General features: G+C 61.6%; 17 protein-coding genes. 12 read left to right on the top strand and 5 right to left on the bottom strand.

Annotated elements, in window-relative coordinates:
* Nucleotides 1–8 precede the first annotated feature (8 nt).
* From flgF to GCM43_RS04310, 9 genes are all read left to right on the top strand, one after another.
* Complete coding sequence (gene flgF, locus GCM43_RS04350) at nucleotides 9–737, top strand: flagellar basal-body rod protein FlgF (RefSeq protein ID WP_152242284.1); 729 nt, start codon at nucleotides 9–11, stop codon at nucleotides 735–737.
* Nucleotides 738–768: 31 nt separating this feature from the next.
* Entirely contained in the window at nucleotides 769–1,557 is a 789-nt protein-coding gene (flgG, locus tag GCM43_RS04345) for a flagellar basal-body rod protein FlgG (protein ID WP_193315533.1), read from the top strand.
* Nucleotides 1,557–2,228 carry a flagellar basal body L-ring protein FlgH gene (flgH, locus tag GCM43_RS04340; protein WP_152242283.1) on the top strand — a complete coding sequence of 224 codons (672 nt, stop codon included), beginning with the start codon at nucleotides 1,557–1,559 and terminating at the stop codon, nucleotides 2,226–2,228. Before flgG ends, flgH begins: the two co-directional genes overlap by 1 nt.
* 9 nt (nucleotides 2,229–2,237) lie before the next feature.
* The gene (locus tag GCM43_RS04335) at nucleotides 2,238–3,350 is read left to right on the top strand and encodes a flagellar basal body P-ring protein FlgI (RefSeq protein ID WP_152242282.1); all 1,113 of its coding nucleotides are present in this window, start codon (nucleotides 2,238–2,240) and stop codon (nucleotides 3,348–3,350) included.
* Between the two features lie 9 nt (nucleotides 3,351–3,359).
* Entirely contained in the window at nucleotides 3,360–3,746 is a 387-nt protein-coding gene (locus GCM43_RS04330; RefSeq protein ID WP_152242281.1) for a flagellar biosynthesis protein FlgJ, read from the top strand.
* An 82-nt stretch (nucleotides 3,747–3,828) separates the two neighbouring features.
* Nucleotides 3,829–5,193 carry a flagellar hook-associated protein FlgK gene (gene flgK, locus GCM43_RS04325; RefSeq protein ID WP_152242280.1) on the top strand — a complete coding sequence of 455 codons (1,365 nt, stop codon included), beginning with the start codon at nucleotides 3,829–3,831 and terminating at the stop codon, nucleotides 5,191–5,193.
* 11 nt (nucleotides 5,194–5,204) lie between these two features.
* The gene (gene flgL, locus GCM43_RS04320; protein WP_152242279.1) at nucleotides 5,205–6,122 is read left to right on the top strand and encodes a flagellar hook-associated protein FlgL; all 918 of its coding nucleotides are present in this window, start codon (nucleotides 5,205–5,207) and stop codon (nucleotides 6,120–6,122) included.
* 5 nt (nucleotides 6,123–6,127) lie between these two features.
* The gene (locus GCM43_RS04315; protein ID WP_226929314.1) at nucleotides 6,128–7,156 is read left to right on the top strand and encodes a hypothetical protein; all 1,029 of its coding nucleotides are present in this window, start codon (nucleotides 6,128–6,130) and stop codon (nucleotides 7,154–7,156) included.
* 106 nt (nucleotides 7,157–7,262) lie between these two features.
* Nucleotides 7,263–8,384 (top strand): glycosyltransferase family 2 protein, encoded by a 1,122-nt coding sequence (locus tag GCM43_RS04310; protein WP_152242278.1) that lies wholly within the window; start codon nucleotides 7,263–7,265, stop codon nucleotides 8,382–8,384.
* Between the two features lie 25 nt (nucleotides 8,385–8,409).
* On the opposite strand, the gene GCM43_RS04305 is transcribed toward GCM43_RS04310, so the two are convergent.
* Complete coding sequence (locus GCM43_RS04305; protein WP_226929313.1) at nucleotides 8,410–8,868, bottom strand: hypothetical protein; 459 nt, start codon at nucleotides 8,866–8,868, stop codon at nucleotides 8,410–8,412.
* Nucleotides 8,869–9,051: 183 nt separating this feature from the next.
* Here GCM43_RS04305 and GCM43_RS04300 point away from each other — a divergent pair, with 183 nt between their 5' ends.
* Nucleotides 9,052–9,528: a PACE efflux transporter gene (locus GCM43_RS04300; RefSeq protein WP_152242277.1), complete on the top strand. Its 477-nt coding sequence runs from the start codon at nucleotides 9,052–9,054 to the stop codon at nucleotides 9,526–9,528.
* On the opposite strand, the gene GCM43_RS04295 is transcribed toward GCM43_RS04300, so the two are convergent.
* The 3 genes from GCM43_RS04295 to GCM43_RS04285 all read right to left on the bottom strand — a co-directional run bounded on the left by GCM43_RS04295 (nucleotide 9,501) and on the right by GCM43_RS04285 (nucleotide 12,133).
* Nucleotides 9,501–10,388, bottom strand: coding sequence for a LysR family transcriptional regulator (locus GCM43_RS04295; protein WP_152242276.1), 888 nt, complete (start codon nucleotides 10,386–10,388; stop codon nucleotides 9,501–9,503). The genes GCM43_RS04300 and GCM43_RS04295 overlap by 28 nt on opposite strands.
* A gap of 17 nt (nucleotides 10,389–10,405) precedes the next feature.
* Nucleotides 10,406–11,176, bottom strand: coding sequence for a YcbK family protein (locus GCM43_RS04290; protein WP_226929312.1), 771 nt, complete (start codon nucleotides 11,174–11,176; stop codon nucleotides 10,406–10,408).
* An 87-nt stretch (nucleotides 11,177–11,263) separates the two neighbouring features.
* Complete coding sequence (locus GCM43_RS04285) at nucleotides 11,264–12,133, bottom strand: EAL domain-containing protein (RefSeq protein ID WP_152242275.1); 870 nt, start codon at nucleotides 12,131–12,133, stop codon at nucleotides 11,264–11,266.
* A 230-nt stretch (nucleotides 12,134–12,363) separates the two neighbouring features.
* Here GCM43_RS04285 and GCM43_RS04280 point away from each other — a divergent pair, with 230 nt between their 5' ends.
* A complete protein-coding gene (locus GCM43_RS04280) occupies nucleotides 12,364–13,173 on the top strand; it encodes a class II glutamine amidotransferase (protein ID WP_152242274.1) in 810 nt (269 codons plus the stop codon).
* A gap of 31 nt (nucleotides 13,174–13,204) precedes the next feature.
* Here GCM43_RS04280 and GCM43_RS04275 read toward each other — a convergent pair whose 3' ends face one another.
* Nucleotides 13,205–13,738 carry a GNAT family N-acetyltransferase gene (locus tag GCM43_RS04275; RefSeq protein WP_152242273.1) on the bottom strand — a complete coding sequence of 178 codons (534 nt, stop codon included), beginning with the start codon at nucleotides 13,736–13,738 and terminating at the stop codon, nucleotides 13,205–13,207.
* Nucleotides 13,739–14,037: 299 nt separating this feature from the next.
* Here GCM43_RS04275 and GCM43_RS04270 point away from each other — a divergent pair, with 299 nt between their 5' ends.
* Nucleotides 14,038–15,069, top strand: coding sequence for a sulfate ABC transporter substrate-binding protein (locus tag GCM43_RS04270; protein ID WP_152242272.1), 1,032 nt, complete (start codon nucleotides 14,038–14,040; stop codon nucleotides 15,067–15,069).
* The last annotated feature ends 68 nt before the right edge of the window (nucleotides 15,070–15,137 follow it).

Genomic DNA, 15,137 nt, shown 5'->3' with positions numbered 1-15,137 from the left:
AAAGCACGATGGATGCACTGATTTATACCGCCATGAGCGGGGCCGACCGTGCCCTGCGGGCACAACAGGTACACGCCAACAACCTGGCCAATATCGAAACAGGCGGCTTTCGTGCGAACCTGGAAGTATCGACGGCGCAGCAGGCGGAAAAAGGTTACGGCTACGACGACCGCCATATGGCGCAGACGCAGTCGAGCGCCATCACTACCCGCAGCGGCGCCATCAAGGAAACCGGGCGCGACCTCGATGTGGCGATCACCGGCAACGGCTTTCTCACGGTGCAATGGCAAAACGGCGAGGCCTACACGCGCGCCGGCGCCATGGATCTCGATGAAACCGGCGCCCTGACCCTGAACGGTCGTCCGGTACTGGGCGAAGGCGGGCCGATCAACATTCCCGAGCACACCAGCCTGTCGATCGGTACCGACGGCACCATTTCAATCCAGGTGCCAGGCACGGCGCAGATGCAGACGGTGGACAAGCTCAAGCTGGTCAACGCCGAAACGGCCGAGCTGACCAAGAATGAAGCGGGCCTGATCGTGGCGCGCAATGGCGAGGATCTGCAGGCCGATCCGACCATCCGCGTGCGCGACCGCCACCTCGAAGGCAGCAACGTCTCGGCAGTCGAGGAAATGGTGGCCACCATGAGCCTGAACCGCAGTTTCGAGCTGCAGATGAAAGTATTCAAGGCCAGCGATTCGATGACCGAATCGGGCAACCGACTGCTCGGCGCGTAAGCCGGCTAGATGAAATAATCAGGAGCAAGATATGAATCCAGCAATGTGGATCAGCAAGACCGGCGTGCAGGCGCAAGACGCCAAGCTGCAAGCCATCGCCAACAACCTGGCCAACGTCAATACGGTCGGCTTCAAGCGCGATCGCGTGGTGTTCGAGGATCTGTTCTACCAGGTTGAACAGCAGCCGGGCACCCAGCGTGCCGACAATACCCTGACGCCATCGGGCGTGCAGCTCGGTAACGGCACGCATATGGTCGGCACGCAAAAGGTGTTTACCACCGGCAGCCTGCAAACGACCAGCCGCGAATTCGACGTGGCCATTACCGGCAACGGCTTCCTTCAGGTGCTGCGCCCGAACGGCGAAGCCGCTTACACGCGCGCCGGCCAGCTGGGCATCAATGAAAACGGCGTGCTGGTCAATGCCCAGGGCTTGCCGCTGGTGCCGCAGATCACCGTGCCGAACAACGCCTCGGGCGTGACCATCGGCGAAAACGGCATGGTCACGGCCACCGTGCCGGGCAACGTGGCCGGCACCCAGCTGGGCCAGCTGACACTGTCGAGCTTTGTCAATCCGACCGGCCTGCTGGCACTCGGTGAAAACCTGTTCCAGGAAACGGCTTCGAGCGGCGCGCCGACCGAAGGCAATCCGGGCACCGGCGCCCTGGGCAAGCTCAAGCAATTCGCGCTGGAAGGCTCGAACGTGCAGGTGGTCGAAGAGATGGTCGACATGATCGCAGCCCAGCGCACCTATGAAATGAACACCAAGGTGCTGTCGGCCGCCGATAATATGCTGCAGTACCTGGCGCAAGCGGCACGCTGATGCGCGCGATCAGCAACGCTCTGGGGATGGTCGCGGTACTGGCGATGGCCGGCTGCGCCAGCAAGCCACCAGCGCCGGTGGCCCCGACATTTTCCGAAGAGCCGCTGGTGGCGCCGCGCGGCAGCAGCCGCACCGGCGTGGCCGGCGGCGTCTTCCGCGCCGATGGCGGCATGTCGCTCACGTCCGACAGCCGCGCCTTTCGCGTCGGCGACGTGGTCACGGTAGCGCTGCAGGAAACCACCCAGGCCAGCAAGAAAGCCGGCACCTCCTTCAACAAGGGTTCGTCGGTGGGCGTGCAGGCGGCCAATATCCTCGGCAAGACCTTTCCCAAGACCGGTATCGACCTGTCGGCCGACCGCAACTTCGCCGGCGACTCGACCAGCACCCAGCAAAATGCACTGTCCGGCGCCATTACCGTGATCGTGCAGGAAGTGCTGCCGAACGGTTTGCTGCGGGTACAGGGAGAAAAAACCCTGACGCTGAACCAGGGCGAAGAATTCGTGCGCCTGCGCGGCTACCTGCGCGCCGCCGATATCGATTCGAACAACCAGGTCTCGTCGCTGCGCATCGCCAACGCGCGCATCGCCTATTCCGGCCAGGGCACCCTGGCCGAAGCTAATACTCCAGGCTGGCTGACACGCTTTTTCGTCGGTCCATGGATGCCGTTCTAAGGTGACATCATGAAATTACGTTCCGCCCTGCCCGCGTGCGCCCTGCTGGCCGCCTTGTGCGCCCTGGCCCTGCCGGCCACGGCCGCGCAAGTGCTGCGCAACCTGGTCAGCATCGAAGGCGTGCGGGAAAATCCGCTGGTCGGCTATGGCCTGGTGGTCGGCCTGAACGGCAGCGGCGACACCACCCAGGTCAAGTTTTCCAGCCAGTCGGTGGTCAATATGCTCAAGCAGTTCGGCGTCAAGCTGCCTGACGGCGCCGAAGCGAAAAGCAAGAACGTCGCCACAGTGATGGTCAGCGCCATATTTCCACCCGGCTATCGCCGTGGTCAGCCCATTGATGTGACAGTGTCCTCGCTGGGCGACGCCAAGAGCCTGCGCGGCGGCACCCTGCTGCTGACCGAATTGCGCGCCGCCGACAGTGAAGTCTATGCGCTGGCGCAGGGCAATGTGGTGGTGGGCGGCCTGAACGCCACTGGCAAGAGCGGCTCGTCCGTCACGGTCAATACCCCAACGTCGGGCCGCATTCCCAATGGCGGCAATATCGAGCGTGAAATCCTCAGCGATTTTTCCAGCAAGCCGACCGTGACGCTCAATTTGCGCCGTCCGCATTTCGAAACGGCCATCAACATTGTCGAGGCCGTCAACCGTCGCTTCGGCGCGGTAGCCACCACCAGCGACGCCACCAGCGTGGAAGTACTGGCGCCGGAAAACCCGACCCAGCGCGTAGCCTTCATGGCCAAGCTGGAAGCGCTCAGCGTCGATGTCGGCGCCGACACGCCCAAGGTGGTGTTCAATTCGCGCACCGGCACGGTGGTGATCGCCGAAGGCCTGCGCGTGAAAGCGGCAGCGGTCACGCATGGCGCGCTCAAGGTGGTCATTTCGGAAAGTTCGGCCGTCAGCCAGCCGGCACCGCTGGGCCGTGGCCAGACCACTGTCACGCCGCAGTCAAAAGTCTCGGTCGACCAGGGCAACGGCAATATGTTCCTGTGGCCTGCCGGCGCCAAGCTGCAGGCGATTGTCGACGTCGTCAACAGCCTGGGTGCTTCGCCCGACGACATCATGGCGATCCTGCAGGCACTCGACCAGGCCGGCGCCATCGAAGGCGAACTGGTGGTCATCTAAAGGACGCGCATGCAGATCAACGACAGCAGCAGCGCCCTGCCCTCGGCGCTCGATGACAAATCGCCTGAAGCTGCCGCCCCGGCCGACCCGCGCTACGCGGCCAAGGCCACCGAGGCGGCCGTCAAGTTCGAAGCGTTTTTCATTTCGCACATGCTGCGCCAGATGCGTTCGGGTACGCGCGAAATGGCGGGCGACGACAGCGTCTACAAGGACCCGGTCAATGCCGACATGCTGGAACTGGCCGACAACCTGGTCGCCGACAAGATGGCCGGCCAGCGCGCCTTCGGCATTGCCGATGCAATTGTGCGCCAGTTATTGCCCGCTGCAATGCCGGCGGCAAAGAAAATCGATCTCAAATCGGACAATCTTGCACCAGGACTTAATAAATCAATATAAAGCGTCGCCTTTAAATTCCTGAGTGCAATGAAATTGGCGTGCCTGCAAGGCATGCCTCCCCTTTACCACGAAAGAGTGACGCATGAGCATCATCAGCAATGCCTTGTCAGGCAGCATCGCTGCGCAAGCTGCCCTGGGCGCAGCGAGCCAGAATATCGCCAACCTGCAAACGCCGGGTTATACCCGCCAGGGTGTATTGCTGACCTCACTCGGCGCAGGCGCCGGTGTGCGCTCGGCCGGCAATGGCGTTGAAGTCGGCGCGCTGATGCGTTTCTCGGATGCCTATAAAAGCCAGCAGATGTGGCGCACGGCGTCGGATCAGGGGTTCCGCTCGCAGGCCCAGCCTTACCTGACCCAGCTCGAACGCGTGATGGGCGATGAAAAATCGAGCATCAGCAACGGCATCGACGGTTTCTTTACGGCGTTGAACGCCGCTGCCGTCGATCCGACCTCGACCCCGCTGCGCCAGCAGATCATTACCTCGGCCGACGCCATGGCCCAGCACTTCAACAGCATCAACAATGTGATGCGCAACCAGGTGCTGTCGGTGCATCAGCAGCGCGCCGCGATGATGCCGCAAGCCAATACTGCGCTGCAAAACATCGCTTCGCTCAACGAACGCATTTCCACCGCCAACGCGGCCGGCACCAATGTGTCGGCGCTGATCGACGCGCGCGACCAGCAGATCGACGGCCTGGCCGCGCAAATGGCCATCGAAGTCAATACCCAACCCGATGGCGCGATCAATATCTCGCTCAAGAGCGGCCAGCCGCTGGTGATCGGCTCGATGGCCGGCAACATGACCAGCACCCAGAGTGCTTCCGGCGCGCAGGTGATGAAGCTGCAGTTTGCCAATTCGACATTTACGCTCGACAACGTGGCCGTTGGCGGCCAGATCGGCGGGCTCGGCGAATTCGAAAACAATACCCTGCAGCCGCTGCAGAACTCGCTGCAAGACCTGGCCAAGGGCCTGACCGACAAGCTCAATGCCCAGCTGGCGGCCGGCCAGACCATGGCCGGCACCGCCGGCAAGCCGCTGTTCGTCTATGCCGACGGCAATGTGTCGATCAGCAAGGACTTCGTTGCTGCCGACCTGGCACTGGCCAAGGCCGGCGGCGCCGCCGGCGACAGCACCAATCTGCAAATGCTGATCGACATCAAGAACCAGCCGATCACCGTCGACTGGGTAGGTTCGGTGCTGATCAGCGACGCCGACACGCAGCTCGTTGGCAAGCTCGGTATTGCCAGCCAGCAGAACCAGGCATTGCTGGCCACCGCCGATACCGTGCGCACACAGGCGATCAATGACTGGAAGTCCACCAGCGCCGTCAACAAGGACGAAGAAGCGATGAATCTGGTGGAATTTCAGAATATGTACCAGGCCAACATGAAGGTCATCTCAGTGGCCAACGCCCTGTTTGAAGCCACTTTGGCAATGATGAATTAAGGAAGCAGATCATGCGTGTCGCCAGCAGCCAGTATCAAACCCTGATCAATGTATCGATCCAGCAGAACCAGGAGCGGATCAATTACCTGACCCAGCAGATGTCGTCGGGTCTGCGCATCCAGCTGCCATCGGACGATCCGATCGGCAATGTGCGCATTTCGCGCCTGACGCGCGAGCAGGCGATGGTCACGCAGTACAAGGACAATATTTCCACCGTCAAGACGCGCTTGCTGAAGAACGAGAACTATCTGTCGAGCATGGTGACCGACATGGGCCAGGCGCGTGACCTGCTGGTGTGGGCCGCCGACGGCAGCAATGCGCCAAGCGACCTCAAGGCCATGACCGAATCGCTGCGCGCCATGCGCGACAGCGTGGTGTTTACCGCCAACCTGAAAGACCAGGAAGGCCGCTACATGTTTTCCGGCACGGCGACCGACAAGGCGCCGATCGGTGTCAGCGCCGATCCGACCGTCCCGGCCGGTTCGCGCTACAGTTATGACGGCAATACTGAAGAGCAACTGGTGGTGGTCGGCAACGGCATTAATCAGGCCGCCAACGTCGACGTCAAGCAGCTCGAAGTGTGGCTCAACAAGATCGATGTGCTGATCGACAAGCTCAGCGAACCTGGCCTGGACCCGGCCGCGCCTGGCGTACGCACTCTTGTGACCGATGCGCTCGACGGCACCGATGCCGGCATGGAACTGTTGTCGGGCAAGATTGCCATCTTCGGCGGCGCGCAGAACATCCTGAGCACGCTCGACAACAACCTCGACAATGTATCGCTGTCGAACAACACCGCCCTGCTGGCCCTGAAATCGACCGACATGGGCGCGGCGGCAATCGAACTGACCGGCTACCAGACCGCGCTGGAAGCGACCTACAAGGCGTTTGGCAAGGTTGGCTCCATGTCCCTGTTTGATATTCTCTGATCGCCATGCAGATTTCCCAGCTTCCCAATTCTTCGGGTATCGCCACCAAGGGCACTGATTCTACCCGCGTAGGCGACAGCGTCGACCGTGGCGGCGCACGCGCCGACGGCGCTGCCGGCTCGGGCGCTGCTGCGCCGCTCAAGCGCGGCCTGAGCAACTGGGATCATCAGCTGCAGGGGGAAATTTCGAATGCGCAGCAGACACTCGACTACCTGGAACGCAGCAGCAGCCAGCTGCAGGCGCTGAAAAGCGAACTGGCCGCCAAGCTGGCCGCACGCATGGGCCGCGACGGGCAGGTGGAAGCGCGCGTGCGCCAGTTCAGCAATACCTGGCGCCAGCGCGCCAGCGCCTCGGGCGGCACGCTTGATGCACAGCTCAGCTACAGCAGCCCGAAAACCGCGCAGCAAAGCTTTACCATCCGCGGCCTGACCATGGCCAGCCTGCAGGAAGGCCCGCAGGAAGTGCTGGCCTTTTCCGTCGGTGGCGCCAGCCAGTCGCTGCGTTCGGTCAACATCGAACCGGGCCTGAGCGAAGAAGAGATCATTGCCCGTTTCGACCGCGCACTGCTGGCGTCGAACATCCGCGTGCGCAAGGGTGACCAGGGGCAGATCGTTTTCAGCACGCCGGAAGCCTCGTGGGCCGGCGTACGCGACAGCCTGTCGGTGCGCGGCGGCGGCATTCGCTTCCCGACCGGGCAGATGAACCGCGTCAAGACCGATGTCGAACCGCCGGCCATTGCGCCGGAAGAATGGGACACGGGCGACCTCGAAGCGCTGCGCGCCACCTTGCATGAAGTGGTGCAGGCGCTGGCGCACGTGCAGCAGGCGCGCGACTCGGTCAGCCTGGCGCTGGCCCAGGCCACCACCCGCGTCGACAGCGCGCAGCCGGCACCAGTGCCGGCCGGCATCGACACGCTGGCGCAGCGCTTCAATGAAACGGCCACCACACCAGGCTATGAATCGCTGCTGGCCATCAGTTCGGCGCTGGTGGGCATCAGCCGCGAGCGCGTGATCGCACTGCTGGGATTGCGCTAGAAGGCGCTGCTGTTCACAGGCAGTGCTGGTCAATGCGTTAAAAATACTATTTCACAAGTGCAAGCAGATCGGTCAAGATAGCGTTTTACTTTATTACAAGTGCTTTATGACCGAGAATGTTTCACTTAGCATCATCGTTCCCGCCTATAACGTCCAGGACTATATAGGGGCAACATTCGCTTCCATTACCGAGCAGATGCGTGCCACGCACGAGCTCATTTTCGTTGACGATGGATCGACCGATGGTACGCTTGCTGCATTGCAAACGCTCAAGCAGAACCGCAGCGATCTGAACATCACTTTATTCGAACAGCGCAACCAAGGTGTTGCTGCAGCGCGCAACCAGGGCCTGGCACTAGCACGCGGCGAATATATTGTTTTCGTCGACAGTGACGACCTGCTGCTGCCCGGTTCGCTCGACGCGCTTGATCGAGTCATCGTCGAGGCGCATCCTGATGTCATTGCATGCGATCTGCAGTTCTGGCACCCGCAGCGCGAATCAAAAAACAAGCGCATTACCAGCGGTTTCATGCCGGACGTGCTGACCACCAGCAAAGATGAGATACGCAACAGGTATTTTGACGAATGCCATATGTTCGTCTGGTCCAAGATTTTCCGCCGCGACATTTATCTGCAGCACACCATGCCTGTTTTCCCGCCAGGACGCGTGTATGAAGACGTCACGGCCATGCCTCAGTTACTTGATAGCTGCAACAATCTTTACTATCTACCACATTGCCTGATCAATTATCGCCAGCGTGATGGCAGCATCAGCAAGACCGGCAATCTACGGACTTTTCTTGAACTGTCTACCGCCCTGCTGCCCGCACGCCGATATTTTTCCGAGCAGGGCTTGAACGATACCGGCAAGATGCACTTTGACATCGCCATGTGCCATATCTATATCGGCATCGTCAAGGATACCTACCAGCTTCCGCTGCGACAGGGCTACCGTTTTCGCAAAGAAATTCAAACTACGCTGCTGAACGCCTTGTTCCATCCATGGCAAGAAGTAGTGGCAGTCATGGCCCGGGCAGGAATGCCAGCGCCCATTCGCGACATCATGGCTGCTCAGGAGCGGGCGGCATTTCGCAGGAAGCAAGCCAGGCAGCTCACGCAGGTTTTGGGCGGCAGCATCAGCTTTGGCATCAGGCAGACCATCAGCAGAACCGTGCGCACCTGGCGAACCAGGCTGCGCCGTGGCTCTGGAGCGACAGCCGCTGCCTGAGCGGCACCGCGCTAGGGCCGGCCGCTCAACGCATCTGTGTGCGCCGGCGCAGGCCGAAATCATGGCCGACCACCAGCAGCGTGCTGGCCACCAGGCTGCTCATGCCGAAGATCAACTGGATCAGCTTATCATCAGGCAAAATCCACAAGGACGAGGCCGGCGTTTCGCAGCCGGTTGCCGCGCTGATCAACGGCGCTACCCAGGCGGCATCGGCGGTGACGTCGAGTATCACCGCGCCGTCGGCGCTGGTCTGCATATAGATTTCGCCGCCCTCGGCCAGCGTGAAGCAGATGCCGACGCCGGCCTCGCTGGCGCTGATATTGTCCTGCATGCTGCGGTTGTGTTCGTCTATCCAGACCTCCACGTCATACGGCGTGGCCAGGTGCTCCCACGGCCGCGGCCGGAAGCGCGGTTTGGCCGGCGCCTGGTCGGCCGTGTCAGGTAGATCGTTGTTGCCATTCGTGCTCTCTGCTGCGCCTTGCATGTGCTTGCCCTCTTGCCTGTCCGTGTGAGGCGAACCGACAGGTCCGCCAAAGCGTCATTATCGCCGCTACGCGTGCTGTTCGGTATGCATCAAAGCAATCGATCAAAAAAACTGATGGCTATCAACTTCAATCATCAGTCTTGTTGACCTAAAATCGTGTCCACTTTATTTTACGGGCACCTTATGCAAGGCATCAAACGCAGAATCGTCTATATCACCGCCTTTGAAATCATCGGCATGGCCATTTCCACCGCCTGGCTGACGCTGCTGTCGGGCGAGTCGCCCACCAGCACCGGGCCGCTGGCCCTCATGATTACCAGCATTGCCGTGACCTGGAATCTGCTCTACAACATGGCATTCGAATATTGGGAGGTGCGCCAGGTGTCGCGCACGCGCACCGTGTGGCGCCGCATCGTGCATGCGATCGGCTTTCAGATCACGTTAGTGGTGTATCTGATCCCGCTGATCGCTTGGTGGCTCGCTATCAGCCTGTGGCAGGCGTTCGTGCTCGACTTTGCGCTGATGCTGATCATTCCCTGCTACAGCTTTATCTTCAACTACATCTTCGACCGCCTGTTCGACGTGCCGCTGTCAGCGCAGCAGCCGAAGGCGCAACCACAGGCGCAGCCCGGTCAGGGCGCACCGGCAGCGAGCAACTGAAGAAAGGCGCGACCGGCCACGCCCAACGGCCGGTCCTGCATCCACACCAGGTGTATCGGCAGCGGCAGGCCGTTGCCGGTATTTTTGAAAGCCACCCGGCGCACGCGGCCGGTGGCCAGCGTCGCGGCAATCGCCGACTGCGCAAAATTGCCCCAGCCCAGGCCCGCCTCGACCATCGCCAGCGCCATCGGCAGGCTGTCGGTGCGCCAGTGCGACAGGCCCACCAGCGGGCGCGCGTCGGCCAGTTCCAGCTCGCGGCTGGCCACCACGATCTGGCGCAGGTTGACCAGTTCTTCGATATACATCGGGGCATGCGTGGACTGGGCCGGCGGATGCAGGGCAGAAACGATCGCCACCAGGGCGTCACTGCCGACCAGCTGGAACTGCTCGCGGTGATTGATGCGCCCGCCGCCGAACACCATGCAGGCGCTGATGCGACCGCTTGCCAGCAACTGGCGCAGATCGTCCTGCGGCGCGCTCAGCACTTCGATATCAAGCAAGGGATAGCGCTGCGACAGCGCCGCTACCGCGCGCACAAACGGCGCCGGATCGAGCTCGGTCGCGAGCCCCAGTGAAATGCGGCTCTCCAGGCCCTGCGCCAGCTCTTGCACATGCAGGTGCAGCTGCTGCAGCTGCCCGGCCACCAGGCGCGCATGTGGCAGCAGCGCCAGCGCCGCCGGGGTCGGCACGGCCTCGCGTGCGCCGCGGTCGAACAGCACGATGCCCAGTTCGGCTTCCAGGTTGGCCATGGCCATGCTGATGGCCGACGGCGCGCGCCGCAGGGCGCGCGCTGCGCTGGCAAACGAGCCGCCGTCAACCACCGCCAGGAACAGTTCGATATGTTGGCTTGCCAGCTTCATCGCGCGGGCCGGAAGAATCAGCCCTTCCAGGTACGCTGCAGGCCGGTGTCGGCATGGATCCAGCCGCCGCGCGGACCGGCGCGGTAGTAAAAGCCCACGCCGCCCTGCTTGAAGCTGCGCACCAGCGTGCCCAACACTTCGGAATTGAGGTTGGCCACGCGGATATCGGCAGCGCGGCCGGACATGTGCAGCGACTGGCGCGCCGCCGGCACGCCCGCTTCGCGCAGCTTGCTGTTCGATTCCGGCGTGCGGTAGCCCGACAGGATTTCCAGCGGCTGCACGATGCCGTAGCGGGCCACGAAGGCCTGCGTGCCCCATAGCGTTTCAAGCAGCTTGGGATCGATCGGGGCAGTTTTCTTGCCGTTGACGTCGCGCAGCAGATGGCACAGTTCCTGGTAGGCCGAATCGATGACTTCGCCATCTTTCCAGTACAGCAGCTTGCCCTTCTCGTTGCTGGCCGGGCGTATCACTTCGAGCGTGCGCGGCATGACCCAGAAATCAAGGTCGAGGATTTGCGCGTCGAAAATATCGGGTGGTGGTTCCAGTTCGGTGATCGGTGCGGCGCGCGGACCACCGGCGTTGGCGCCCGGCGTGCGGTTAATGCTTGCCACCTGGCTTGCGGTCTTCGGCGCCGGCGGCACCGCCTTGGCGGGTGGACGCGGCGCGGCGCCGGCCGACGCCATGGGGGGTGTGGCGCTGCGCGTGGCGCAGCCGATAAGCGGCGCCGATACCAGGCCCAAAGCCGCCAGGTTCATGCCGTGCTGGAGAAAGTTTCTGCGCGATGCCATAGTCAGTCCAATATCTCGATGCGGATACTATAGCCGATTGTGCTGTGAAGAAAAACCCTGCACGCAATCGTGCCAGCCAAATTTTGCTCAGGCTGCTGCTGGAAACACCAAATTCTTGCCATCCTGTCCATGCCGGACCTGCGCCAGCGCACTGTGCGGCTGGCCAAGCAAATGACCCTGCGCCACCACCGGCAAGCCAGTTACGCGCGCAATGCGCTGCAAGGCCTGCAGCGCTGCGGGCGTATCGAGGCGCTTGAAGATCACGCGGATATCGTCCGCATGGCAACGTATCAGGAAACCGGCCAGCGCCGCCTCGTCGCCGAGATTGCCGGCATCGAACTTGATGCTGTGCGGGCGCAGGCGTTCGAGCACACTGTCCGCTTCGGTAACATTGCTGACATTGAGCGCCAGCCGAAAACCGTTGCGGCGGTAATTGTCGGCCACATAGTTGAGCAGCCAGCCCTGGTTGGCCGTCACCGTGGGCAACTGCAGCACGATGCGCGCCAAAGGCAGGCCCAGCGCCTCGAGTATGCGCTGGAAGGCATGGCCGTGGTTGCTGCTGACCGCACTGAGCAGCCGGTCATGCACGTTCAGGTAGAGGTCGGCCTGGCCCGCCTCGCTCTGCCGGAAGAAATTAATGGCATGCAACATGCGGCACAGCCGGTCCAGTTCCACCGACTCGTCGTCGCTGGCCGCATGGTCGAGCAATCGCCACAGCGACAGCCCCTGGTCGGCGCTCGATACGCTGCGTGCCAGGCCTTCATAAGCGATGACGCGGTGGCCGCCATCGGCATCGTCAGGTTCGCCCAGCTCAAGCAGGGGCTGGAAAGCGCTGGTCATGGTGCAGTTGAAAAAACGGCCCAATGCCCGCCCCTCGTCATCGAGCCAGACGCTGGTGCCGGCCTGAGTCTGATGCGACAGGCGGGCCAGGTAATTGTTCAGGATGGGAAATGGCATGCTTGCTCCTTGCTGTGCTGCACCGCCATCGTTTTGCGACAGCGGCGCCAAAGCATGCAGATTACGGCACTGCCTGTTGCGACAGAAGGAATGCTTTCGCCATTCATTATGCGGGAAACAAATATGGACGGGCGCCAGCCGTATGCATATGCATATGAGCAAACAATCGTTTCATGCGCTGGCCGCAGCCGTTACTGTGACAGCGTATCGTAATGAGCAGAAAGATTCACATGTGCCAGTTACTCGCCATGAATAGCAGCAAGCCTGCCGCCCTTGACTTCTCCTTTGCCGGCTTTACCCGGCGCGGCGGCGACACAGACGAACATCGCGACGGCTGGGGCATCGCCTTGCACGGCAGCGACGGCTGCACCCTGCTGACCGATCACCTGGCCGCCATCGATTCGCCGCTGGCCGCGCAGTTGCAGCGCAATCCGGTCAAGGCCAGAAATGCCGTGGCGCATATCCGCAAGGCCACCCAAGGCCGTATTGCCCCGGAAAACACGCATCCGTTTGCACGCACACTGTGGGGCCGCACCTGGTCATTTGCCCACAACGGCGACCTGAAGACCTGGCGCGCCCCCTCCGGTGGCACCTATCAGGCCAGCGGCGACACCGACAGCGAACAGGCTTTCTGCCACCTGTTCAATACCCTGCAGGCGTGCTTTCCCGGTGGCGAACCATCACATGCCGTGTTGCGCACGGCCATTGAAGAAGTGGCGCGCGACATCGCCGCGCACGGCACCTTCAACTTTATCCTGTCCGATGGCGAACGGCTGTTTGCCCACTGCTCGACCCACCTGCACTATGTGATCCGCGAATACCCGTTTTCGGTGGCGCAGCTGATCGATTGCGAACGCAGCATCGATTTTCGCCAGCACAACCACCTCGATGACCGCATGGCCGTCATCGCCACCCACCCGCTGACGCAAAATGAAGCGTGGCAGGCGTTTGCGCCGGGAGAACTGAAGGTGTTTGCCGGCGGCGCCGTACTGGCCGAAGCTGCGCCACAGCGCGCCGTGTATATCCAGATCAGCTATTAAACTGCAATTGTGATGTGAAGCCCGGGCGAGCTCAAGCCGAACTGTTGCAGTTACAGAAACGCTTGCGCCTGGCCGTGCCGCTGACGGTACAGTCGGGATCGAGCTGTTTCCAGCAAAACACCGTTTCCACGCCATACGGCGAACGTACATTGCCCGCTTCGTCATAGCCGAGCCTTGCAAAAAAGGCCTGCGCGCTGGCCGTACTGTGCAATTGCAGCGCCTTGATGCCCCATTCGCGCGCCTGCACTTCGAGTTTTTCCACCAGCGCCTTGCCGGCGCCGCGCCGCTGCGCTTCAGGCAGCAGATAGCACAGGGCCAGCTTGCCGGCGCGCGTCAACAGCGCCACGCCAACGACGGCGTCCGCATCGACGGCCACCAGCGCAAAGTTGGTGGGCGAGGCGAACCAGCACGCCACCATCTCGGGGGTTTTGTTGCCCAGCCAGGCTTCCAGGATGGCCGGATCGTTCCGGTGGTCCAGGCTGCAACATTCGACGATAGACCGTCGTAACACATTGCAGGCCTCGAACGCATCGCCCGATGTTGCAATCCGAATTTCAAGACTCATGTACGCTCACAAATTATTCCAGTTGCCGATGCAGCGGCGCAAACCGTGTATCGAACGGCCCGACTATACACCAAGCGACGCGATCAGGTTTTTCGTGGCGCTGTTTACGCCCTGCAGCCCCTTGCAGCCTAAGCGGTGCAGCGCGTCTTGCCCACGAATGTTTTTAAAAATCGATATCTGTTTCCTGTCGCGCGGCAGCCGCCCGTGGCATTGCTATCTAAGCATATTACGAAATAGTCGTTCCCAATGCGGCGTGAATTTTAGACTATACGGTTCTATTCTCACAACACGAGTTGACCATGCCCACACACCCCGCCGTTCCGAGTCGTACCCGCCGCTGGCTGATCGCCAGCACCCTGGCCCTGGGCTTTGCTGCCGGCATGCCGATCGCCGCCAGCGCTGCCGAGCCGGTGGTGCTGCTGAACGTGTCGTACGACGTGATGCGCGAACTGTTCAAGGACGTCAACCCTGCCTTTATTGCCGACTGGAAGAGCAAGACCGGCGAGACCATTACCATCAAGCAGTCGCATGGCGGTTCGAGCAAACAGGCGCGTTCGGTGGCCGACGGGCTGGAAGCGTCGGTGGTCACGATGAACCAGGCCAACGATATCGACCTGCTGGCCGACCGCGGCCTGGTCGCTGCCGACTGGGCCAAGAAGTTTCCCAACAACTCGGCGCCGTTCTACTCGACCATGGTCTACCTGGTGCGTAAAGGCAATCCCAAACAGATCAAGGACTGGGACGACCTGGCCAAGCCCGGCATCAAAGTCATCGTGCCGAACCCGAAAACTTCGGGCAATGGCCGCTACACCTATCTGGCGGCGTGGGGCTATGCACTGAAAAAAGGCGGCAGCGAAGCCCAGGCGCGCGACCTGGTCACGCGCCTGTTCAAGAACGTGCCGGTGCTCGACGGCGGCGGCCGCGGCGCCACCACCACCTTCACCCAGCGTGAAATCGGCGATGTGCTGGTGACGTTTGAAAACGAAGTGCAACTGGTGCGCAAGGAGTTCGGCGACAACTTTGAAGTCGTCTACCCGAGCATTTCCATCCTGGCCGAATCGCCAGTGGCCGTGGTCGATAAGGTCGTCGACCGCCGCGGCATCCGCAAGGAAGCCACGGCCTACCTGCAATACCTGTATTCGGAGCCGGGCCAGGAACTGGCCGCCCAGCATTTCCTGCGCCCACGCTCGGCAACCGTAGCGAAAAAATACGCCGCCAGCTTCAAGCCGATCAAGCTGTTTACGCTCGACGAAGTATTTGGCGGCTGGCAGCAGGCGCAAAAGAAGCACTTTGACGACGGCGGCGAGTTCGACAAGATTTATCAAAAGTAAGCCACTTGTCTTTATATGAAAAATCGCCTGACAGCAATGTCCAGGCGATTTTTTGCATATGGGTATGC

It is taken from the genome of Janthinobacterium aquaticum (assembly GCF_009208565.1).
GTDB lineage: Bacteria > Pseudomonadota > Gammaproteobacteria > Burkholderiales > Burkholderiaceae_D > Janthinobacterium.
This window is presented reverse-complemented; position numbering and strand designations above follow the sequence as displayed.